The organism is Brevundimonas albigilva (genome assembly GCF_023503965.1).
GTDB lineage: Bacteria > Pseudomonadota > Alphaproteobacteria > Caulobacterales > Caulobacteraceae > Brevundimonas > Brevundimonas albigilva.
This window is the reverse complement of record NZ_CP097298.1, coordinates 1,861,048-1,880,875: the sequence shown is the minus strand read 5'-3', so window position 1 is coordinate 1,880,875 and position 19,828 is coordinate 1,861,048. Positions and strand designations below refer to the sequence as shown.

Sequence of the window (19,828 nt, the reverse complement as noted above, 5' to 3'; positions counted from 1 at the left end):
GTTTCGATCCCGCGAGAGGATCAGGCCGCGACGACCTCTGTCGCTTCCTCGGCCAGGATGGTCAGGCCTTCGCCATTGACGTCGGCGAAGCCGCCCTTGACGTCGTAGCGGGTCGCGGAGCCGCCGTTGTAGACGGTCACAAGACCCTCGCGCAGGGCGGTCATGAAGGGGGCGTGGTCCGGCAGGACGCCGAAGTCGCCCTCGACGCCCGGCGCGTCCACCTGGTCCACGAGGCCCGAAAAGACCTCGCGTTCCGGCGAGACGAGGGAGAAGTTCAGCTTGGCGGCCATGATCAGGCGTCCGCCGCCATCTTCTCGGCCTTGGCCACGGCTTCCTCGATGGCGCCGACCATGTAGAAGGCGGCTTCCGGCAGGTGGTCGTATTCGCCGGCGACGATGCCCTTGAACGAGCGGATCGTGTCGGCCAGTTCGACGAACTTGCCGGGCGAGTTGGTGAACTGCTCGGCCACGAAGAAGGGCTGCGACAGGAAGCGCTGGATCTTGCGGGCGCGCGAGACGATCAGCTTGTCCTCTTCCGACAGCTCGTCCATGCCCAGGATGGCGATGATGTCCTTCAGGCCCTTGTACTGCTGCAGCACTTCCTGGACCGAACGGGCGACCTGATAGTGCTCTTCGCCGATGACCAGCGGATCCATGATCCGCGAGGTCGAGTCCAGCGGGTCGACGGCCGGGAAGATGGCCTGGGCGGCGATGTCGCGCGACAGCATGGTGGTCGCGTCCAGGTGGGCGAAGGAGGCGGCGGGCGCCGGGTCGGTGGGGTCGTCGGCGGGGACGTAGATGGCCTGGACCGAGGTGATCGAGCCCTTCTTGGTCGAGGTGATGCGCTCCTGCAGGTTGCCCATCTCGGTGGCCAGGGTGGGCTGATAGCCCACGGCCGACGGGATACGGCCCAGCAGGGCCGACACTTCGGAACCGGCTTGCGTGAAGCGGAAGATGTTGTCGACGAACAGCAGCACGTCCTTGCCTTCCTCGTCGCGGAAGTACTCGGCCTGGGCCAGGCCCGTCAGGGCGACGCGGGCGCGGGCGCCGGGGGGCTCGTTCATCTGGCCGTAGACCAGGGCGCACTTGGAGCCCTCGGTCGAGCCGTTGTTCTTGGACGGGTCGACGTTCACGTTCGACTCGATCATCTCGTGATACAGGTCGTTGCCCTCGCGGGTGCGCTCGCCCACGCCGGCCAGGACCGAATAACCGCCGTACGCCTTGGCGATGTTGTTGATCAGCTCCTGCATGGTCACGGTCTTGCCCACGCCGGCGCCGCCGAACAGGCCGATCTTGCCGCCCTTGGTGTAGGGGCAGATCAGGTCGATGACCTTGATGCCGGTGACCAGGATTTCCGACGAGGTGGTCTGCTCCTCGAACGAGGGCGCCTCGCGGTGGATCGGGCGGTATTCGGTGGTCTTGATCGGGCCGGCTTCGTCGATCGGCTGGCCGACGACGTTCATGATGCGGCCCAGCACGCCCGGGCCGACCGGGGTCTGGATCGAGGTGCCGGTGTCCGACACCGGCTGGCCGCGGGTCAGGCCCTCGGTCGTGTCCATCGCGATGGTGCGGACCATGTTCTCGCCCAGGTGCTGGGCGACTTCCAGGACCAGGGTGAAGGGCTCGCCCGTCTTCTGGTCGATGTTCTGGGTGTGCAGGGCGTTCAGGATCGCCGGCAGGTGGCCGTCGAACTCCACGTCGACGACGGCGCCGATGACCTGGGCGATGCGGCCGGCGGAGGCGGCGGTCACCGGGGCGGCGGCGGGGGCGACCTTTTTGGCGGCCGGCTTGCGGGCGGCGGGCTTCTTGGGGGCGACGGTGTCGGTCATCGGGTCAGGGCCTTCAGGCTTATCGAATCAGTTCGAGGGGAACGCTGACATCGAGCTTTGCCCAGTCGGTGTCGGCGGTGATGAGGGGTTCGTTGCGCTCTTCTCCGAGCGCGATGCAGAAGCGGTCGCCCAGCGACAGATCCTTGATCCCAGCGCGGGCGCCGGCGTTCCGGGCCTGGCCCAGGGTGGTTTCGACCGGGTTGAGGTCCAGCGAATCGAGGATCAGGTCGATCTCGGCGTCGTTCCGTCCGTCGCGGACCAGGCGGCTGATCACCTCCGCCAGATTGACGTGCGAGATGACGGCGTCGGGCAGGCGGGCGGCGACGACTTCGGACCCGCGTTCGCGTTTGATGACAGCCAGGACGGCCGAGGCGTCGATCACGCTCATTCGCCGCGCTCCGCAGCCTGGCGACGTTCGACGATAAAGTCATCGACGGTCCAGTCGGGCCGTTTGCCCGCATAGGCCTGCAGAACGGCGGCGTCGATCCTGGCCAACCGTTCCTGAGCCGTCAGCGCGGGCTTCTCAGGCCTGAAGGTCTGCTCCAGGGCGACGCGCACCTCGGCCTCCATGCTCCGGCCATGACGCGCGGCCGCGACGCGGATCGCGTCACGGGTCGAGTCGGGCAGGTTGCGGACGGTGAGGGTGGCCATGGCCTTTAGATGGTCAGTGCTGTCGTTGCTGTCAATGCTGTCAGATCAAAGCGCTTCGGCGCCGGCGATGATCTCGATCAGCTCGGTGGTGATCTGGGCCTGGCGCTTGCGGTTGAACTGCAGCGTCAGGGCGTTGATGAGGTCGCCGGCGTTGCGCGTGGCGTTGTCCATCGCCGCCATCTGCGAGCCGAAGAAGCCGGCCTGGTTCTCGTACAGGGCGGCCAGGATCTGGGTCGTCAGGTTGCGCGGCAGCAGGGTTTCCAGGATTTCCTCTTCCGAGGGCTCGTATTCATAGACCGCGCCGTTCAGGTCGATCGGGGCGGCGTCGCCTTCCACCACCGCCGGGATCAGCTGCTTGGCGGTCGGAACCTGGGAGATCACCGAGCGGAACTGGCTGTAGAACAGGGTGACCACGTCGGCCTGGCCGTCCTCGAACGCCGTGGCGATCATCTCGGCGATCGGCTGGGCCGAGGGCAGGCCGACGGTCTTGTGCTCGCTCAGTTCGAAGGTGCGGACCAGCCTGTCGCCATACAGACGCGCCAGCTGATCGCGCGACTTCTTGCCGACGGCGATGATCTTCACGTCCTTGCCCTGGGCGATCAGGCTGTTGATCCGCTCGCGCGCGGCGCGGATGACGTTGGTCGAGAAGCCGCCCGCCAGGCCCTTGTCGGCCGTGGCGACCACGATCAGGTGGCGCTGGTCATCGCCCGTGCCGGCCAGCAGCCGGGGCGCGTCGGCGCCCGAGACGCCGGCGGCCAGGTTGGCGATGACCGAGGCCATCTTCTGCGCATAGGGCCGGGCGCTTTCGGCCTGGTCCTGGGCGCGCTTCAGCTTGGCCGCGGCGACCATCTGCATGGCCTTCGTGATCTTCTGCGTGGCTTTCACGCTTCCGATCCGATTGCGCATTTCCTTGAGGCTGGCCATCCGGCGCTACTCTCTCAGCTTATCCGGTTGAACTCAGGCGAAGGTCTTGACGAAGGCCGCCAGGATGTCCTTCAGCTCGGCTTCCAGCTCGGGCGTCAGGTCCTTCTTGGCGCGGATGCCGTCCAGCAGCGAGGCGTGGTTCGCGTGGATGCGGGCCAGCAGCTCCTTCTCGAAGCGGCCGACGTCGGCCACGGCGATGCCGTCGATGTAGCCGCGCGTGCCGGCGTAGACCGAGACGACCTGCTCCTCCATCGCCAGCGGCGAGTATTGCGGCTGCTTCAGCAGCTCGGTCAGGCGCGCGCCGCGGGCCAAGAGCTTCTGGGTCGAGGCGTCCAGGTCCGAGCCGAACTTGGCGAAGGCGGCCATTTCCCGGTACTGGGCCAGTTCGCCCTTGATGGTGCCGGCGACCTTCTTCATCGCCTTGGTCTGGGCCGAGGAGCCCACGCGCGACACCGAGATGCCGACGTTCACGGCCGGGCGGATGCCCTGGTAGAACAGGTCGGATTCCAGGAAGATCTGGCCGTCGGTGATCGAGATGACGTTGGTCGGGATGTAGGCCGAGACGTCGTTGGCCTGGGTCTCGATGATCGGCAGGGCGGTCATGGAGCCGGCGCCGTAGTCGCCGTTCAGCTTGGCCGAACGCTCCAGCAGGCGGCTGTGCAGGTAGAAGACGTCGCCCGGATAGGCTTCGCGGCCCGGCGGACGGCGCAGCAGCAGCGACATCTGGCGATAGGCGACGGCCTGCTTGGACAGGTCGTCATAGACGATCAGGGCGTGCATGCCGTTGTCGCGGAAGAACTCGCCCATGGCGGTGCCCGAGAAGGGCGCCAGGAACTGCAGCGGGGCCGGGTCGGACGCGGTGGCGGCGACGACGATGGTGTATTCCAGCGCGCCGGACTCTTCGAGCGTCTTGACGATCTGGGCCACGGTCGAGCGCTTCTGGCCGACGGCGACGTAGATGCAGTAGAGCTTGGCGCTCTCGTCGTCGGTCTTGTTGACGTTCTTCTGGTTCAGGATGGTGTCGACGGCGACGGCGGTCTTGCCGACCTGACGGTCGCCGATGATCAGCTCGCGCTGGCCGCGGCCGACGGGGATCAGGGTGTCGATGGCCTTGAGGCCCGTCTGCATCGGCTCGTGCACCGACTTGCGCGGAATGATGCCCGGCGCCTTGACGTCGACGCGGCGGCGCTCGGTGAACTGGATCGGGCCCTTGCCGTCGATCGGCTCGCCCAGCGGGTTGACGACGCGGCCCAAGAGGCCCTTGCCGACCGGCACGTCCACGATCTCGCCCAGGCGGCGCACGTCGTCGCCCTCGGCGATGGCGGCGTCGGCGCCGAAGATCACCGCGCCCACGTTGTCGCGTTCCAGGTTCAGGGCCATGCCCTTCACGCCGGCCTTGGTGAACTCGACCATCTCGCCGGCCTGGACGTTGTCCAGACCGTGGATGCGGGCGATGCCGTCGCCGACCGACAGCACCTGGCCGACGTCGGAAACGTCGGCTTCGACGCCGAAGTTGGCGATCTGCGACTTGAGGATGGCCGAGATTTCAGCGGCGCGGATGTCCATGGGATCTCTCTGTCTTACGTCTTCTTCGGGGCGGGCCGGTCAGGCGCGCTGCATTTCAGGGTCGGCGCGTCAGGCGCGCTTGAGGGCGAACTTCATCTGGTCGAGCTTGGTCTTCAGCGAGGCGTCGAACAGCTTGGATCCGACCTTGATCTTCAGGCCGCCCAGGAGGGCCAGGTCGACCCGCGTGGTCAGTTCCGGCGCCTTGCCCAGGCTCTTGTTCAGGGCGGCCTCGATCGCGGCCAGCTGCCTGGCGTCCAGCGGCTGGGCCGAGACGACCTCGGCGGCGACGATGCCGGCGTGCTTGGCGTAGCGCGCCTGGAAGCCCGCGATCACGGCGGGCAGGTCGCGGGCGCGGCCGTTCTGGGCCAGCAGGCCCAGAAAGTTGGCGGTGGTCTTTTCGAACCCGGCCTTGGCGGCGATGGCGGTCAGGCCCTTGACCTGGTCGTCGGCGGCTATCACCGGCGAGGTCGCCAGGCGGCGCAGGTCCGCGCTGTCCAGCCAGGCCGCCTTCAGCGACGTCAGGTCGGCGCGAACGGCGTCAAGGCGCCCCGTCTCCAGCGCCAGGTCGAACAGCGCCTGTGCGTAGCGATCGCCGACTTCCGTCGTTCTGAATTCATCAGCCACTGATAAAGGGTCCGAAGTCGTTGTGTCAGGGTCGCGACCAGCGACGGTGCCGCGCCGGCCAAGAGCTTGAAATGCTTACGGAAAGCACGACAGGGGCCGTATCCGCAAACACGCCCCCGCAAGCCGGGCGCCTGATAGCACGGGGTTTCGCCGCTCGCAACATTGTGTGATGGCCCCCAAAGGTCGCAGGTCCGGGAGCCGGCGCCGCCGCGGCGCGTTCAGCGACGCAGGCGCGACGGGGTGCGACCATCCGCCCCCGGCGGGCGCTTGATGGGGAACGACGGCGCCGCTACGCCAGCGGCTTCACTTCTTTATGGGAAATCCAATGTTCGAAGGCCTCGGCGCCATCTTCTCCGACCCCGCCGCCTGGGCGGCCCTGATCACCCTGGTGGTCATGGAGGTCGTGCTGGGGATCGACAACCTGATCTTCATCTCGATCCTGTCGAACAAGCTGCCCCCGAACACCGCCAGCGCACGCGGCGCATCGGCATCGGCCTGGCCCTGGTCATGCGACTGGGCCTGCTGGCGACGATCGGCTGGATCGTGGGCCTGACGGCGCCGGTCTTCGACCTGGGCCTGTCCGGCGCCGGGTTCGAGACCGCCTTCAGCTGGCGCGACCTGATCCTGATCGCTGGCGGCCTGTTCCTGGTCTGGAAGGCGACCAAGGAGATCCACCATTCGGTCGACACCACGCCGTCCCACGACCTGCTGGAGAAGGACAAGAAGGACGTCGTCATCAACAACGTCGGTTCGGCCATCTTCCAGATCATCCTGCTGGACCTGGTGTTCTCGATCGACTCGATCCTGACGGCCGTCGGCATGACCGATCACGTGCCGATCATGATGATCGCCGTCGTCATCGCCGTGCTGTGCATGCTGCTGGCCGCCGACCCGCTGGCCAATTTCATCGACAAGAACCCGACCGTGGTCATGCTGGCCCTGGGCTTCCTGCTGATGATCGGCGCGGTGCTGATCGCCGACGGCTTCGGCGTCCATGTGCCCAAGGGCTACATCTATGCGGCCATGGCCTTCTCGGCCCTGGTCGAGGCGTTGAACATGATGTCCAGGAACGCCCAGTCCAAGAAGGCCAAGGCCCAGGCCGCCCGGGCCGAGGCCGACGCCGCCGAAGTCCGCGCCGAGAAGGCCGAGGCCGAGGCGGCGGCCGAGCAGGCCTGAGCCGTGGGTCGCCCGGCGAGACGCCCCTTCGTCTGGCCGGGCGCGCCCTGCTGGCGCTGGCCCTGTTGCTGGCGCCGGCCGCCGTCGCCCGCGTTCCGGTCCAGGACTATGAGGTCGTGACCGCCTATCCGCACGATCCGACCGCCTTCACCGAGGGGCTGTTCGTGCGGGACGGCGCCCTGTTCGAGAGCACGGGCCTTTATCCGTCCTTCCTCCGCCAGGTCGAACTGGAGACCGGCCGGGTGGTGCGCCAGCGCGACCTGCCCACCGTCTATTTCGGCGAGGGCGTCGCCGCCATCGGCGAGCGGCTGTTCAGCCTGACGTGGCGCAACCACCTGGGCTTCGTCTGGCGGCTGGACGACTTTTCCCCGATGGGCGCCTTTTCCTATCCCGGAGAGGGCTGGGGCCTGACGACCGACGGGCGGCGGCTGGTGATGAGCGACGGCACCGACCAGATCCGCTTCATCGACCCGGACACCTTCGCCGAGACGGGGCGCGTCGCCGTCACCGCGGACGGCCGGCCGCTGGACCAGATCAACGAGCTGGAATGGGTCGACGGCGAGATCCTGGCCAACATCTGGCAGGACAGCCGCATCGCGCGGATCGACCCGGAGACGGGGGCGGTCAAGGCCTTCATCGACCTGGCCGCCCTGGCCCCGACCGGCCCCGAGGTCGACCCGAACGACGACGTGGCTAACGGCGTGGCCTGGGATGCGGCCGCGCGACGGCTGTACGTCACCGGCAAGCGCTGGCCGCGCCTGTACGAGATCCGGCTGAAGCCGCTGGCGAGTGCACAATAAACGCAGTCGATTGCTTTTGATTTAGCGATAGGGAGGGCCTATGTGGCGGTCATGCTCCCCACCCTGCGCCAACTCCAGTATCTGAAGCTCCTGGCCGAGCACGGCTCGTTCTCGCGCGCGGCCGAGGCGGCCCACGTCAGCCAGCCCGCCCTGAGCGCCGGGGTGCAGGAGCTGGAGCGCATCCTGGGCGCGCCCGTGGTCGAGCGCGCGCGGGGCAATGTCATCATGACCGCCGTGGGCGCCGAGGCCGTGCGCCGCGCCGAGGACGTGCTGGCCCGCACCGAGGACCTGGTCGAGGCGGGCGGCCAGAACGCCGGCCGCCCCCTGTCGGGCCGGTTCCGGCTGGGCGTCATCCCGACCGTCGCCCCCTTCCTGCTGCCCGCCAAGCTGCCGCAGGTGAAGGCGGCCTATCCGAACCTGAAGCTGTTCATCCGCGAGGACCTGACGCCCCGGCTGATCGCGGGGCTGAAGGCCGGCCAGCTGGACGCGGCGGTGATCGCCCTGCCCTATGACGCGCCGGGCATCGCCCACGCGCGGATCGGCGACGACGAGATCCTGGCCGCCGCGCCGCGCGACCATCCGCTGGCCGCGCCGGGGCCGATCCGGCCCGGCTCGCTGAAGGCCGAGGACCTGATCCTGCTGGAGGACGGCCATTGCCTGCGCGACCAGGCCCTGGCGGCGCTGGAGATCGAGGCGCCGCGCGGGGACGACGTCTTCGCCGCCACCAGCCTGCACACCCTGGTGCAGATGGTCGGATCGGGCCTGGGGGTCTCCTTCCTGCCCCGGATGGCGGTGCAGGCGGGGCTGGCCGACAATCCGTCGGTCGCCGTGCGCGCCTTCGAGACCCCGGCGGGCGACGCGCCGCCCCGGCGCGAGATCGTCGTCGCCTGGCGCGCGGGCTCCAGCCGCGCGGCCGAGGCCAAGCTGCTGGCCGAGGCGCTGAAGCTGGACTGAGCGGTCGAGGCCCAAGGCTTGACGGACCGCGGGTCCCATCCCGGCGCCCGAGGTCAATCTTCGTCCTTCCGGGGCGGCCGCAGGACGAACCCGGAACCCAGGAGGGAAGGTGCGACGCCGAACGCGGCGGGCGGCCGTGACCGCGGCCCTGGGTTCCGGGTTCTTCGCTGCGCGAAGCCCCGGAAGGACGGCTAGGGGCTTGAACCTTTCGAAGGTCTCGATGGGTTCAGCCGAACAGCCGCTGGTCCCACCAGACGGGCGTCTCCAGCCCCGGCCGGACGCGGGCGAAGTCGGGGTGGGCGGCGTTGAAGACCAGGTTGCGCTCCATCCGGGCCACCACCGATGGGACGATCAGCACCGCCGAACGCCCCTGCATGAACCAGTCGCGGCCGAAGGCGCGCGCGGCCGCGCCGCCGGGCTCGGCCCAGCCGGGGACCAGGTCCGGATTGACCACCTCGTAGGACACCCCGGCCGGGACGTGGATCTCGACATAGTGCTGGCCGGTCGGCAGTTCGCCGCCGAAGTGGACCAGCTTTTCCAGCAGGGCGGTGGAATAGTGTTCGGCCGCATAGACCGCGCGCTGGCCCGCCTCGTGCCAGCGGCCCGAGGCCAGGCGGGCGCCGCCGTCGCTCCAGATCGGATGCTCGCCGCGCGGATCGCCGATGCGGAACGCCTTCAGCGCGTCGTCCAGGACGCGAACCATGCCTAGACGGCGAAGCCGGCGTCGGCGCGGCGGACAAGGTTGATCACCGCGTCCGCCCCGGCCGAGGACGACTGGGCCATGGCCAGGGGGTGCGGCCGCCCAGCAGCTGGTGCGGCCGGTTCAGGAAGCGGACGATGGCGGCGGTGTCGCGTGATAGGCGCGGCTGACGGCGTCGACCACGCGGCCGACCTCGTACAGCCGCTCGCTCATCTCGCGCGACAGCGGCTTTCGGCTGGTGCGGGCGCGGCGCAGCGTCGCCTCGGGGATCAGCTTGCCCACGACGTGGGGCATGCCGATGACTTGGCCCAGGGCGGCGGCCGAGGTCGGCTTCAGCCCCTGCGACACCCGCTCGGCCAGGGCCACGTCGTCCAGCGGCGTGTCGTCGTTCAGCCCCAGCAGCCGGCCGATCCGCGCCGCGTCGCTGGCCGGCAGGGCCTCGGGCTGGGCGTAAAGGTCGAGCGCGGTCATGGGCGGGGTCCGGGTGCGTCATCTGACGCGAATATAGGCGTCGTTTGACGGAAACGCCAGAGGGCCGAACCAGACAAAAGGGCCGGCGGATCGCTCCGCCGGCCCTCTTTCGTTTCAGCCTGTCGCGCTCCTTATTCGGCCGCGATCGGGGCCTCGGTTTCCGGGCCGCCGGCCAGATTGCGCAGGACGTAGGGCATGACGCCGCCGGCGCGCAGGTAGTCCAGCTCGGTCTGGTTGTCGATGCGGCAGCGCACCGGGAAGCGGGCCATCTTGCCGTCCGACGGGCGGAACAGCTCGACCCACAGGTCCTGGCGAGGCTTCAGCTTGCCGATGTTGGCGTCGGTCAGGCCGCGGATGGTGACGATCTCCTCGCCGGTCAGGCCCAGCTTCTGCCAGCCGTCCTGCTTGAACTGCAGGGGGACGACGCCCATGCCGACCAGGTTGGAGCGGTGGATGCGCTCGAAGCTTTCGGCGATGACGGCGCGCACGCCCAAGAGGTTGGTGCCCTTGGCCGCCCAGTCGCGCGACGAGCCGGTGCCGTATTCCTTGCCGGCGAAGACGACCAGCGGGCGGCCTTCCGACTGGTAGCGCATGGCCGCGTCGTAGATCGACATGACGTCGCCCGACGGGAAGTGCTTGGTCACGCCGCCCTCGATGTCGGGGGTGATGCGGTTCTTGATGCGGATGTTGGCGAAGGTGCCGCGCATCATGACTTCGTGGTTGCCGCGACGCGCGCCGTAGGAGTTGAACTCCGACGCCTCGACGCCGTGGTTGGTCAGATAGACGCCCGCGGGCGAGGTCTTCTTGATCGAACCGGCCGGCGAGATGTGGTCGGTGGTGATCGAGTCGCCGAAGATGGCCAGGACGCGCGCCTCGACGATGTCCTGGACCGGCGCGGCCTGCATCGTCAGGCCCTCGAAGTAGGGCGGGTTCTGGACGTAGGTGGACTTGTCGTCCCACTCATAGGTCTGGCCGCCGGTGACCTTGATCGCCTGCCAGTGCTTGTCGCCCTTGAACACGTCCTTGTAGCGCTTGGCGAACATGGCCGGGGTGACGGACTTGCGCTGGATGTCGGCGACTTCCTGGGCGGTGGGCCAGACGTCCTTGAGGAAGACGTCATTGCCCTTCTTGTCCTGGCCGATCGGGTCCTTGGTGATGTCGATCCGCATCGAGCCGGCGATGGCGTAGGCCACGACCAGCGGCGGCGAGGCCAGGTAGTTGGCCTGGACGTCGGGGTTCACCCGGCCCTCGAAGTTGCGGTTGCCCGACAGGACCGAGGTGGCGACCAGGGCGTTGTCGTTGATCGCCTTGGAGATGGCCGGGGCCAGCGGGCCCGAGTTGCCGATGCAGGTGGTGCAGCCGTAGCCGACCAGGTTGAAGCCCAGGGCGTCCAGGTCCTTCTGCAGGCCGGCGTCGGTCAGATAGTCGGTCACGACCTGAGAGCCGGGGGCCAGCGAGGTCTTGACCCACGGCTTGGCCTTCAGGCCCAGGGCGTTGGCCTTGCGCGCCACCAGGCCGGCGGCGATCAGCACCGACGGGTTGGAGGTGTTGGTGCAGGAGGTGATGGCCGCGATGACCACGTCGCCGTCGCCGACGGTGAACTTCTCGCCTTCCACGGCGGCGCGCGGGGCGTCGGACGGGCGGCTGAACACCTCGGCCAGGGCGGTTTCGAAGGCCGGGGCGGCGTTGGTCAGCTCGACCCGGTCCTGCGGACGCTTGGGGCCGGCCAGCGACGGGACGACGGTCGAGATGTCCAGCTCCAGCACGTCGGTGAAGACCGGGTCTTCCGAGGTCTCGTCGATCCACAGGCCTTGGGCCTTGGCGTAGGCCTCGACCAGGGCGACGCGCGCCTTGTCGCGGCCCGTGGCGGTCAGATAGCCGATGGTGGCGGCCGAGACGGGGAAGAAGCCGCAGGTGGCGCCGTATTCCGGGGCCATGTTGGCGATGGTGGCCTGGTCCTCGATGGTCATGTTCGGCAGGGCGTCGCCGAAGAATTCCACGAACTTGCCGACCACGCCCTTCTTGCGCAGCATCTGGGTGACGGTCAGCACCAGGTCGGTGGCGGTGGCGCCTTCCGGCAGGCGGCCGGTCAGCTTGAAGCCGATGACCTCGGGGATCAGCATCGGGATCGGCTGGCCCAGCATGGCCGCCTCGGCCTCGATGCCGCCGACGCCCCAGCCCAGGACGGCCAGGCCGTTGATCATGGTGGTGTGGCTGTCGGTGCCGACGACGGTGTCGGGATAGGCGACGGTCTTCTTGCCTTCGTCCAGGGTCCAGACGGTCTGGGCCAGGTTCTCCAGGTTCACCTGGTGGCAGATGCCGGTGCCGGGGGGCACGACGCGGAAGTTGTTGAAGGCCGACGAGCCCCAGCGCAGGAAGTTGTAGCGCTCGATGTTGCGCTCATACTCGCGCTCGACGTTCTCGCCGAAGGCCCGGGGGGTGCCGAAATAGTCGACCATGACCGAGTGGTCGATGACCAGGTCGACGGGGACCAGCGGGTTGATCTTGGCCGCGTCGGCGCCCAGCGAGGACATGGCGTCGCGCATGGCGGCCAGGTCGACGACGGCGGGAACGCCGGTGAAGTCCTGCATCAGGACGCGGGCCGGGCGGAAGGCGATCTCGTGCTCGACCGAGCCCTTGTTCTCGATCCAGGCGGCGACAGCCTTCAGGTCGTCCTCGGTGACGGAGACGCCGTCCTCGTTGCGCAGCAGGTTCTCCAGCAGCACCTTCATCGAGCGCGGCAGGCGCGAAATACCGGCCAGACCGGCTTCCTCGGCGGCGGGAAGGCTGTAATAGGCGTACTTCTTGCGCCCGACGGAAAGGTCCTGGCGGGTCTTGAGGCTGTCGATCGACGGCATGGAGAGTGGTCCTCTGGTCAGCGCCGCCCGACAATTCGGTTCGCCCCTTCGCGCGCTGGACGACGGGGCGCACAGGTCCCCGCCGCGCGCCGCGAAAGCCGGCTACGGCGAGGGCGCATATAGCCTCGCCGGGCGGCCGGGTCCATGTGTCCACACCTCCGGCATGGACATTGAGAAGGGTTCGCAAAGATCACAGGAATTCTCCCTCCCCTTCATGGGGAGGGAGATTTACGTCCGATGATCCACGCCCTGTCCCTGTCCGGCCTGTCTGTGGCGCGCGGCGAGCGCGTGCTGTTCAGGAACCTCGACTTTGGTCTGAAGGCGGGGGAGGCGGCGGTGCTGACCGGCGCCAACGGGGCGGGCAAGACCAGCCTGCTGCGCGCCGTCGCCGGCCTGATCCGGCCCGAGGCGGGGGAGATCGCCTTCCACGACGGCGACGGCAATCCGCTGGATCCCGCCGAGGCGCGGGGGCGCGAGACGCATCTGCTGGGCCATCAGGACGGGCTGAAGACCGGCCGCACCGCGCGCCAGGAACTGGGTTTCCAGTGCGACTGGCTGGGCCACACCCAGTACGGGGTCGACGACGCGGTCGAGGCCTTCGGCCTGAAGCCCCTGCTGGACCTGGAGGTGCGGCGGCTGTCGGCGGGCCAGAGACGCCGGCTGGCGATGGGCCGGCTGGTCGGGTCGCCGCGCGCCCTGTGGCTGCTGGACGAGCCGATGGCGCCGCTGGACGCGCGCTGGCGCGACGCCTTCGCCGCCTGCATGAGACGCCACCTGCAGGCCGACGGCCTGATCCTGGCGGCCGTGCACGACCCCCTGCCGATCCCGGCGCGGACCCTGGACCTGGGGGGACTGTCGTGAGGTTCGGCCCGCGCGATCCCGAGGGCGTGGAGCCCCGCCCGCCCGGCCTGCGCGGCGCGACGCGCGTGCTGCTGGAACGGGAGCTGGACCTGGCGTGGAACGGCGGCGGCGGGCCGCTGCTGGCCTGCGGCTTCCTGCTGTGCCTGACGGTGCTGCTGCCGCTGGCGGCGGGCGGCGACCCCGGACGTTGAGGCCGGTCGCGGGCGGGGTGGCCTGGCTGGGCCTGGCCCTGGCCTCGCTGCTGTCGCTGGAGCGGCTGTTCGAGCGCGACCTGGAGGACGGGGCGCTGGACCTGCTGGCGGTCGGCCACCTGCCGATGGAGGGGGTGGTCCTGATCAAGGCCGTCGCCCAGTGGGTCGCCGTCGGCCTGCCGCTGGCGCTGACGGCGCCGGTCGCGGCCCTGGCGCTGGGCCTGCCGGTCGGCCTGACGCCGCTGGTCGCCCTGGGGGCCGTGATCGGCGGCCTGGGGTTCGCCCTGACCGGGGCCCTGGGCGCGGCCGTGGCCCTGGGCGCGCGGCGCGGCGGCCTGCTGATCGCCGTGGTGGTCCTGCCGCTGTTCATCCCGCCGGTGGTGTTCGGCGCCGGGGCGCTGGAGCGGGCGGCGGGCCAGTCCCCCGCCCCGGCCCTGGCCCTGCTGTCGGCCTATGTGCTGTTCGCCGCCGTCCTGACCCCCTTCGCCGGGGCCGCCGCCGTCCGCAACGCCCAGGGATGAGCCGCTTGCCCGCCGCCCCCTCGCCGCGTAAGCGCTGACGCCATGTTCGGCCTGTCCAATCCGCAGCGCTTCATGGCCTTCACCGGCCCGCTGGCGCCCGTGCTGTGGGCGGCGGCGGGCGTGCTGCTGGCGGTCGGAGCGTGGCTGAGCTTTTCGGTTCCCGCCGACTATCAGCAGGGCGACACGGTGCGGATCATGTTCGTGCACGTGCCCGCGGCGGTGTGGGGCCTGGGGGCCTATGGGGCGCTGGGCGTCTCCAGCTTCTTCGCCCTGGTGTTCCGCCACGCCCTGGCCGACGCCGCCGCGCGGGCGGCCGCCCTGCCCGGCGCGGCCCTGACGGGGCTGGCGCTGGTGACCGGATCGCTGTGGGGCCAGCCGATGTGGGGGACGTGGTGGGTGTGGGACGCGCGCCTGACCAGCGTCCTGGTGCTGTTCCTGTTCTACCTGGGCTACATGGCGCTGAGGGCCTCAATCGACGACGAGCAGAAGGCGGCGCGGGCGGCGGCGGTGCTGGGGCTGGTCGGCCTGGTCAACCTGCCCATCGTCAAGTTCTCGGTCGACTGGTGGAACACCCTGCATCAGCCCGCCAGCTTCCTGAGCCCCGGCTCGTCGGGGCTGGACCCGGCCTATGTGCCGGCCTTCCTGACCATGCTGGCGGCCTATGGCGTGCTGTTTTCCGCCCTGTGGCTGAGCGCGATCCGCACCGAGGTGCGCCGCCGCCGGGTCGTGACCCTGCGCGCGCGCCGGCGCTGGAGGCCTGAATGCTCGACCTGGACATGAGCCCCTACGCCGCCTTCGTCTGGCCCGCCTGGGGGATCAGCGCGCTGGTCCTGGGCGCCCTGACCGCGCGCGCGGCCATCGCCGGCCGCAGATGGAAGCGCGACCTGGATCGGCTGGAAGGCGCCGAGCCGCGCCCTCAAGCCGCGCGAAGCGCGGTGGGGCCAAAAGAAACAGGGCCTCGCCCATGACCCGCTGGCTGGCGCTTCTGCCGCTGGTGGTGCTGGCGGCCCTGGCGGCGCTGTTCGTCGGCTGGTCGCTGAAGCGCGACCCGGCGTTCAAGCCCGACGCCCTGGTCGGCCAGCCGATCCCCGAGACGGTGCTGCCGATGCTGTCGGGCGACCGCGAGGGTCCGGGCCAGCTGGACCTGAAGACCGCCGGCGTGGGGCGGCCGATGATCGTCAACGTCTTCGCCTCCTGGTGCGCCCCATGCCGGATCGAGCATCCGAAGCTGCTGGAGCTGAAGCGGCGCGGCGTGGCCGTGGTCGGGATCGCCTACAAGGACGAGCCGGTCGCCACCCGCGCCTTCCTGGACGAACTGGGCGACCCTTTCACGATGGTCCTGGTGGACCGCGAGGGGCGCGCCGGGCTGGACCTGGGCATTTCGGGCGTGCCCGAGACCTTCGCCGTGGACGCCCTGGGCCGGATCACCGCCAAACAGTCCGGCCCGCTGCTGGACGACGCCGACCTGGACCGGCTGGTCGCCTCGATGCAGGCGCCGCCGCGTCCCGCCCCGACCGCCGCGTCGCGTTAACCGTTTTTCGACGGAATGCGTTAACCCTTCGGACATGAGCGCGATTCGCCCCGGCCTTCCTGCGACGACCCTGCCCGTTCCGGGCGAGACCGGCCGCGCGCGCCAGGCCCAGTCGGCCTTCTTCCGCGCCGCGATGGAGGCCGCCAGTCCCGCGGCCCCCGCGAGCGCGGCGGCCGCGCCGGCCCCGACGCCGCCGGCTTTGCGGCCGGTTCAGACTTCGCAGAGCGCTTCCCTGGGCGCTTCCCAGGGCGCGGCCACGGGCGCCGAGCCGACCCGCCTGCTGCGGCCCGGCTCGCTGCTGGACATCCGGATCTGATCAGCGCCAGCCGCGGCTGGCGATATACTGCTCAAGCGCCTGGATGCGGGTGTCGTCCGACGGGTGGGTCGAGGCGAACTGCGGCGTGGCCGTCTGGCGCTGCGCCGCCATCAGCCGCCACAGAGCGACCGCTTCGGACGGCCTGAAGCCGGCGGCCGCCATATAGTCGACGCCCAGGCGGTCGGCCTCCAGCTCGTCGCGGCGCGAATAGGGCAGCAGCACCCCGTACTGGGCCGCCAGGCCGCCATAGGCGCCGACCGCGTCGCCATAGCGTCCCGCCACGCCCTGCGCCGCCGCCAGGCCGACCGAGGTCAGCGCCTGGCTGGACGCCCGCTCGGCGGCGTGGCCGCCCACGATGTGGCCGATCTCATGGCCGATGACGCTGGCCAGCTGGTCGTCGTTGCGGACCAGGTTCAGCAGGCCCGTCGTCACCCCGATCTGGCCGGACGGCAGGGTGAAGGCGTTGGGGCTCTCTTCCGGGAAGACGGCGTATTCCCAGCTGCGCCCGCCCAGGCCCGCGGCCTGGACCAGCGGGCCGCCGACGCGGCGGACGCGCTCCACCTGGGCGCCCGAGGTCAGCACGCCCGGCTTGGCCACCGCCTCGCGCCACGCGACGTTCGACTGCTGCGACAGGGCGGCGTTGTCGACCAGCAGCAGCTGATTGCGGCCCAGCGCCTCGTTGTAGGCGCAGGCCGACAGGGCCGAGGCGGCGGCCAGGGCGGCGAAGGCGGGGACGAGGCGGCGCGAACGGAACATGGCGATCCTTCTTCAAGCGGGGGCGTAGGGCTGACAATCACCGCTCGGGCCCGGAGGTTCCCGCCAGGCGGGCGCGCAAACGAAAGGGCGGCGGACTTGCGCCCGCCGCCCTCGCCTGTCGTTCCGACGGTCGTCCTTAGAAGGACTTGGTCAGGTTGATGAAGGCCGTGCGGCCCAGGTAGTCGTAGCCCGAATACAGCGGGGCGTTGCCGACCCGGTTGTACACGCCCGCCGAAATGGTCGGCGGATTCTCGTCGAACAGGTTGCGCACGCCGGCCGTGGCCGTCCAGCCGTCACGCGAATACTGAACCGAGGCGTTGTGGAGGTAGTAGTCGTCGGTCGCCAGGTCGTATTGGCTCGTCGCCGGATTTTCTCCGTAGTACTCATAGCTGCTCATGCCATCGACCCACTCGACGCCGTAGCGCACGCGCCAGTCGGCCCAGGCGTAGCTGATGTCGGCCGTGCCGGTGAACTCCGGATTGTCGATCATGCCGACATAGTCTTCCAGAGGATCCTCATCGAACAGCTTGCTCGACACTTCGGTGTACTGGGTGACCGCGAGGTTGAACAGGACCGAGCCGGGGCCGACGTCGTTACGGTAGCGCAGCGTGTAGTCCAGGCCCTTCACGATGTCCGTGGCCAGTTCACATAGCTGTCGATCACCGTCAGCGAGTTGTCCGACGGATCACGCGAGACCAGGGCGCAGAAGCCCGTGTCGGCCGCGAAATCGCCAGGGTTGGAGTCGTAGCAGCGATCCAGGATCGCCGAGGCGCCGTATTGCGAGACGCCGTTCTCGACCTCGATCTCGTAATAGTCGACCGCGAAGTCCAGGTTGCCCCAGCCCGAGGGCAGGGTCGGCTGGAACACCGCGCCGATCGTCAGGTTGGTCGAGGTTTCGGCCGCCAGGCCCAGATCGGCCCCGCCTTCGCTGATCACCTGCACGCCGGTGGTGGCGTAGTAGTCCTTGGGCAGGCCCTCGGCGCCGCAGTTGGCGACGCGGTTGGGGTTCACGCCCTCGGCGCCGTACTCGTTACAGGCGTCGGCGCCGGAGGACAGGAAGCCGCTGGTCGCGCCGACGAACTGCTCGAACAGCGCCGGGGCGCGGAACGAGGTGCCGTAGGTGGCGCGCAGCGACAGCCAGTCGATCGGGCGATAGACCGCGCCGACCTTGTAGGTCGTGTCGTCGCCGTAGGAGTCGTAGTCGGTGTAGCGGAACGAACCGTTCAGCGTCAGTTCCTGGGCGAAGGGCAGGTCACGCAGGACCGGCACCTCGACCTCGCCGAAGGCTTCCCACACCGAGTCCGACCCGCGGGTGATGGCCGAGGTGGAGTAGTTGTAGGTGTTGCCCAGCTGGCTATCGAGACCCGGCGTGTCGTCGATCGAGGAATCGCGCCATTCGGCGCCGAAGAAGGCGCTGACCTCGCCGGCCGGCAGCTGGAACAGCGGACCGTCGATGCCGACCGAGACGATGGTCTCCTCGAACTCGGTGGTGCCGGTGACGGGACGGAAGACGTAGTCGACCCAGTCCTGCGGCAGTTCGCCGGCGATGGTGCGGGTGCTCAGGGCCGGCGCGGCGACGCAACCGGGGTTGGACGAAAGCTGGGCGCACTCGAAACGGCCCGGCGCGGTCTCGACCACGTCCAGGGTCTCGATCAGGCGGTCCGTCAGGAACTGCTCGCTGGTGTAGGTCGACTTGGAGCGCGAATGGCTGACGTAGGCGTCATAGCGCCAGCCCGGCACGATGAAGTCGCCGCGCAGACCGCCCGTGAGCTTGGTGAAGTCCACTTCCTGCTCGGAGGTGTCGTTGCCGAAGCCGATGAAGGCGCGCACGCCGACGTTCTGGCCCTTGTTCAGACCCTGGTCGCCCGCGAAGGTCGAGAAAGCCAGGTTGTCCGGGATCAGCGGGCTGCCCTCGGCGTAGTCCAGCGAGAGCTGGCGATAGCCGGTCTGCGACGACTTGCGCTGGTTGAACAGCACTTCGCCGTACACTTCCGCATTCCCCAGGGCGTGGAGGTCGTAGCCGCCTTCGCCATAGATGGTGGTGATGTCGACCGGCGAGATCAGCGACTCGTTCAGCATCCGGTCTTCGAAGGTGTCGCGGATATTGTTGTTCAGAGCGATGTTCGAAGTGGGATCGTTGGGGTTGACGTAGGACCCGCCGACGCCCTCGAAGCCGACCAGGCCGCTGGTGATCGCCGAATTCGGGCGCCAACGGTTATAGGTGACGCCGTTCGCCAGAGCGATGTCCGGCACGCCGGGCGCGCCGACGCCGGCCAGGCTGCCCGTGCCGATGGTGTTGATCGTCACGCCGTTCGAGCCGGTCGTGGTGATCGGATAGCACTTCGACTGGCCCGTGCGGGGGTCGATGTAGTCCCGGTCGTTGAAGAAGCCGTCCGTCTGGCAGCGCGTGAATTCGCGATCGCGCAGGGTCAGTTCGTCGCGCTCGTAGCGCTCCACCGAACCGGCGGCGCGCCAGCGGTCGCCCTTGGCCCCGGCGACGACGGACAGGCGGGTCGAACCGCCATTGCCGTTGGCCTCGGTGGGGGCGTTCACCTGGCCTTCCAGGGTCAGGCCCTCGAAGCCCTGGCGGGTCTGGATGTTGACCACGCCGGCGACCGCGTCCGAGCCATAGACCGACGACGCGCCGTCGCGCAGCACCTCGACCCGGTCGATCATGGCCGTCGGCAGCACGTTCAGGTCGGCCGAACCGACCGAGCCGCGCGAGCCGGCCGGCGAGACGCGACGGCCGTTCAGCAGCACCAGGGTGCGGCTGGGGCCCATGCCGCGCAGGCCGATGGTGTTGGCGCCCGGGCCGCCGTCGGTGACGTAGCCGCCGTACGCGTTGTTGATCTGCGAAGTTCCGCCGGTGACGGCCGTGCTCTGCAGCGCCTCGGTCGTGGAGGCGAAGCCCTGCAGGGTCGCTTCCTCGCGCGTCACGACCTGGGTGGGCGAAGGAGCGTTGTAGTTGTCGCGACGAATACGCGACCCCACCACGACGATTTCATCGACCTGGACCGCGTCCTGGTCCGGGGTTTGAACGGTCGTCTGCGCCGAAGCGACGCCGGGAACGAGAATGGCCATCGAGGCGGCGACGACTCCG

20 protein-coding genes and 2 pseudogenes are annotated in these 19,828 nt (G+C 69.4%); 9 read left to right on the top strand and 13 right to left on the bottom strand.

Going from position 1 to position 19,828, the window contains the following annotated elements; genetic code table 11:
• Window positions 1–20 precede the first annotated feature (20 nt).
• From MU852_RS10040 to MU852_RS10010, 7 genes are all read right to left on the bottom strand, one after another.
• On the bottom strand, window positions 21–290 hold the full coding sequence (locus MU852_RS10040; RefSeq protein ID WP_249749469.1) for an ATP synthase F1 subunit epsilon: 270 nt from the start codon (window positions 288–290) through the stop codon (window positions 21–23).
• A gap of 2 nt (window positions 291–292) precedes the next feature.
• A complete protein-coding gene (gene atpD / locus MU852_RS10035; RefSeq protein ID WP_249749468.1) occupies window positions 293–1,828 on the bottom strand; it encodes a F0F1 ATP synthase subunit beta in 1,536 nt (511 codons plus the stop codon).
• Between the two features lie 19 nt (window positions 1,829–1,847).
• A complete protein-coding gene (locus MU852_RS10030) occupies window positions 1,848–2,216 on the bottom strand; it encodes a type II toxin-antitoxin system VapC family toxin (protein WP_249749467.1) in 369 nt (122 codons plus the stop codon).
• Window positions 2,213–2,479, bottom strand: coding sequence for a FitA-like ribbon-helix-helix domain-containing protein (locus MU852_RS10025; protein ID WP_249749466.1), 267 nt, complete (start codon window positions 2,477–2,479; stop codon window positions 2,213–2,215). Before MU852_RS10025 ends, MU852_RS10030 begins: the two co-directional genes overlap by 4 nt.
• A gap of 45 nt (window positions 2,480–2,524) precedes the next feature.
• Window positions 2,525–3,403 (bottom strand): F0F1 ATP synthase subunit gamma, encoded by an 879-nt coding sequence (locus MU852_RS10020; protein ID WP_249749465.1) that lies wholly within the window; start codon window positions 3,401–3,403, stop codon window positions 2,525–2,527.
• A gap of 33 nt (window positions 3,404–3,436) precedes the next feature.
• Window positions 3,437–4,969, bottom strand: a complete 1,533-nt coding sequence (atpA, locus tag MU852_RS10015; protein ID WP_249749464.1) for a F0F1 ATP synthase subunit alpha — start codon at window positions 4,967–4,969, stop codon at window positions 3,437–3,439.
• Window positions 4,970–5,038: 69 nt separating this feature from the next.
• A complete protein-coding gene (locus MU852_RS10010; protein ID WP_249749463.1) occupies window positions 5,039–5,593 on the bottom strand; it encodes a F0F1 ATP synthase subunit delta in 555 nt (184 codons plus the stop codon).
• A 325-nt stretch (window positions 5,594–5,918) separates the two neighbouring features.
• Here MU852_RS10010 and MU852_RS10005 point away from each other — a divergent pair.
• The 3 genes and pseudogenes from MU852_RS10005 (at window position 5,919) to MU852_RS09995 (ending at window position 8,523) form a co-directional block, all read left to right on the top strand.
• Window positions 5,919–6,769 (top strand): annotated as a pseudogene (locus tag MU852_RS10005) (TerC family protein).
• Window positions 6,770–6,834: 65 nt separating this feature from the next.
• A complete protein-coding gene (locus tag MU852_RS10000; protein ID WP_249749462.1) occupies window positions 6,835–7,569 on the top strand; it encodes a glutaminyl-peptide cyclotransferase in 735 nt (244 codons plus the stop codon).
• 51 nt (window positions 7,570–7,620) lie between these two features.
• The gene (locus MU852_RS09995; protein WP_249751919.1) at window positions 7,621–8,523 is read left to right on the top strand and encodes a hydrogen peroxide-inducible genes activator; all 903 of its coding nucleotides are present in this window, start codon (window positions 7,621–7,623) and stop codon (window positions 8,521–8,523) included.
• Between the two features lie 226 nt (window positions 8,524–8,749).
• Here the strand turns inward: MU852_RS09995 and MU852_RS09990 are convergent, their stop codons facing one another.
• The 3 genes from MU852_RS09990 to acnA all read right to left on the bottom strand — a co-directional run bounded on the left by MU852_RS09990 (window position 8,750) and on the right by acnA (window position 12,552).
• Window positions 8,750–9,226 carry an RES family NAD+ phosphorylase gene (locus MU852_RS09990; RefSeq protein WP_249749461.1) on the bottom strand — a complete coding sequence of 159 codons (477 nt, stop codon included), beginning with the start codon at window positions 9,224–9,226 and terminating at the stop codon, window positions 8,750–8,752.
• Between the two features lie 120 nt (window positions 9,227–9,346).
• Window positions 9,347–9,694: a hypothetical protein gene (locus MU852_RS09985; protein ID WP_249749460.1), complete on the bottom strand. Its 348-nt coding sequence runs from the start codon at window positions 9,692–9,694 to the stop codon at window positions 9,347–9,349.
• Window positions 9,695–9,825: 131 nt separating this feature from the next.
• Window positions 9,826–12,552 carry an aconitate hydratase AcnA gene (acnA, locus tag MU852_RS09980; protein WP_249749459.1) on the bottom strand — a complete coding sequence of 909 codons (2,727 nt, stop codon included), beginning with the start codon at window positions 12,550–12,552 and terminating at the stop codon, window positions 9,826–9,828.
• A 237-nt stretch (window positions 12,553–12,789) separates the two neighbouring features.
• Between acnA and ccmA the strand changes: the two genes are divergently transcribed.
• From ccmA to MU852_RS09950, 6 genes and pseudogenes are all read left to right on the top strand, one after another.
• The gene (gene ccmA, locus MU852_RS09975) at window positions 12,790–13,413 is read left to right on the top strand and encodes a heme ABC exporter ATP-binding protein CcmA (protein ID WP_249749458.1); all 624 of its coding nucleotides are present in this window, start codon (window positions 12,790–12,792) and stop codon (window positions 13,411–13,413) included.
• A gap of 26 nt (window positions 13,414–13,439) precedes the next feature.
• A pseudogene (gene ccmB / locus MU852_RS09970) lies at window positions 13,440–14,125 on the top strand (heme exporter protein CcmB).
• Window positions 14,126–14,167: 42 nt separating this feature from the next.
• Complete coding sequence (gene ccmC, locus MU852_RS09965) at window positions 14,168–14,905, top strand: heme ABC transporter permease CcmC (RefSeq protein WP_249749457.1); 738 nt, start codon at window positions 14,168–14,170, stop codon at window positions 14,903–14,905.
• The gene (gene ccmD, locus MU852_RS09960; RefSeq protein WP_249749456.1) at window positions 14,887–15,093 is read left to right on the top strand and encodes a heme exporter protein CcmD; all 207 of its coding nucleotides are present in this window, start codon (window positions 14,887–14,889) and stop codon (window positions 15,091–15,093) included. The genes ccmC and ccmD overlap by 19 nt, the downstream gene beginning before the upstream one ends.
• The gene (locus MU852_RS09955) at window positions 15,090–15,656 is read left to right on the top strand and encodes a DsbE family thiol:disulfide interchange protein (RefSeq protein ID WP_249749455.1); all 567 of its coding nucleotides are present in this window, start codon (window positions 15,090–15,092) and stop codon (window positions 15,654–15,656) included. The genes ccmD and MU852_RS09955 overlap by 4 nt, the downstream gene beginning before the upstream one ends.
• Before the next feature lie 34 nt (window positions 15,657–15,690).
• Window positions 15,691–15,972, top strand: coding sequence for a hypothetical protein (locus MU852_RS09950; RefSeq protein ID WP_249749454.1), 282 nt, complete (start codon window positions 15,691–15,693; stop codon window positions 15,970–15,972).
• Here MU852_RS09950 and MU852_RS09945 read toward each other — a convergent pair whose 3' ends face one another.
• The 3 genes from MU852_RS09945 to MU852_RS09935 form a co-directional block, all read right to left on the bottom strand.
• The gene (locus MU852_RS09945; RefSeq protein WP_249749453.1) at window positions 15,973–16,728 is read right to left on the bottom strand and encodes a M48 family metallopeptidase; all 756 of its coding nucleotides are present in this window, start codon (window positions 16,726–16,728) and stop codon (window positions 15,973–15,975) included.
• A 136-nt stretch (window positions 16,729–16,864) separates the two neighbouring features.
• A complete protein-coding gene (locus tag MU852_RS09940; RefSeq protein ID WP_249749452.1) occupies window positions 16,865–17,356 on the bottom strand; it encodes a hypothetical protein in 492 nt (163 codons plus the stop codon).
• Window positions 17,353–19,809 carry a TonB-dependent receptor domain-containing protein gene (locus tag MU852_RS09935; RefSeq protein ID WP_249749451.1) on the bottom strand — a complete coding sequence of 819 codons (2,457 nt, stop codon included), beginning with the start codon at window positions 19,807–19,809 and terminating at the stop codon, window positions 17,353–17,355. Before MU852_RS09935 ends, MU852_RS09940 begins: the two co-directional genes overlap by 4 nt.
• Window positions 19,810–19,828: the final 19 nt, after the last annotated feature.

Excerpts from the sequence above, each read along its gene's own strand:
- MU852_RS10020 (WP_249749465.1), bottom strand. The coding sequence starts at position 3,403 with ATGGCCAGCCTCAAGGAAATGCGCAATCGGATCGGAAGCGTGAAAGCC.
- MU852_RS09955 (WP_249749455.1), top strand. The coding sequence starts at position 15,090 with ATGACCCGCTGGCTGGCGCTTCTGCCGCTGGTGGTGCTGGCGGCCCTG.
- ccmC (WP_249749457.1), top strand. The coding sequence starts at position 14,168 with ATGTTCGGCCTGTCCAATCCGCAGCGCTTCATGGCCTTCACCGGCCCG.
- MU852_RS09995 (WP_249751919.1), top strand. The coding sequence starts at position 7,621 with ATGCTCCCCACCCTGCGCCAACTCCAGTATCTGAAGCTCCTGGCCGAG.
- MU852_RS09945 (WP_249749453.1), bottom strand. The coding sequence starts at position 16,728 with ATGTTCCGTTCGCGCCGCCTCGTCCCCGCCTTCGCCGCCCTGGCCGCC.
- MU852_RS09935 (WP_249749451.1), bottom strand. The coding sequence starts at position 19,809 with ATGGCCATTCTCGTTCCCGGCGTCGCTTCGGCGCAGACGACCGTTCAA.
- ccmD (WP_249749456.1), top strand. The coding sequence starts at position 14,887 with ATGCTCGACCTGGACATGAGCCCCTACGCCGCCTTCGTCTGGCCCGCC.
- MU852_RS10025 (WP_249749466.1), bottom strand. The coding sequence starts at position 2,479 with ATGGCCACCCTCACCGTCCGCAACCTGCCCGACTCGACCCGTGACGCG.
- atpA (WP_249749464.1), bottom strand. The coding sequence starts at position 4,969 with ATGGACATCCGCGCCGCTGAAATCTCGGCCATCCTCAAGTCGCAGATC.
- atpD (WP_249749468.1), bottom strand. The coding sequence starts at position 1,828 with ATGACCGACACCGTCGCCCCCAAGAAGCCCGCCGCCCGCAAGCCGGCC.
- MU852_RS10040 (WP_249749469.1), bottom strand. The coding sequence starts at position 290 with ATGGCCGCCAAGCTGAACTTCTCCCTCGTCTCGCCGGAACGCGAGGTC.
- ccmA (WP_249749458.1), top strand. The coding sequence starts at position 12,790 with ATGATCCACGCCCTGTCCCTGTCCGGCCTGTCTGTGGCGCGCGGCGAG.
- MU852_RS10030 (WP_249749467.1), bottom strand. The coding sequence starts at position 2,216 with ATGAGCGTGATCGACGCCTCGGCCGTCCTGGCTGTCATCAAACGCGAA.
- acnA (WP_249749459.1), bottom strand. The coding sequence starts at position 12,552 with ATGCCGTCGATCGACAGCCTCAAGACCCGCCAGGACCTTTCCGTCGGG.
- MU852_RS09985 (WP_249749460.1), bottom strand. The coding sequence starts at position 9,694 with ATGACCGCGCTCGACCTTTACGCCCAGCCCGAGGCCCTGCCGGCCAGC.
- MU852_RS09950 (WP_249749454.1), top strand. The coding sequence starts at position 15,691 with ATGAGCGCGATTCGCCCCGGCCTTCCTGCGACGACCCTGCCCGTTCCG.
- MU852_RS09990 (WP_249749461.1), bottom strand. The coding sequence starts at position 9,226 with ATGGTTCGCGTCCTGGACGACGCGCTGAAGGCGTTCCGCATCGGCGAT.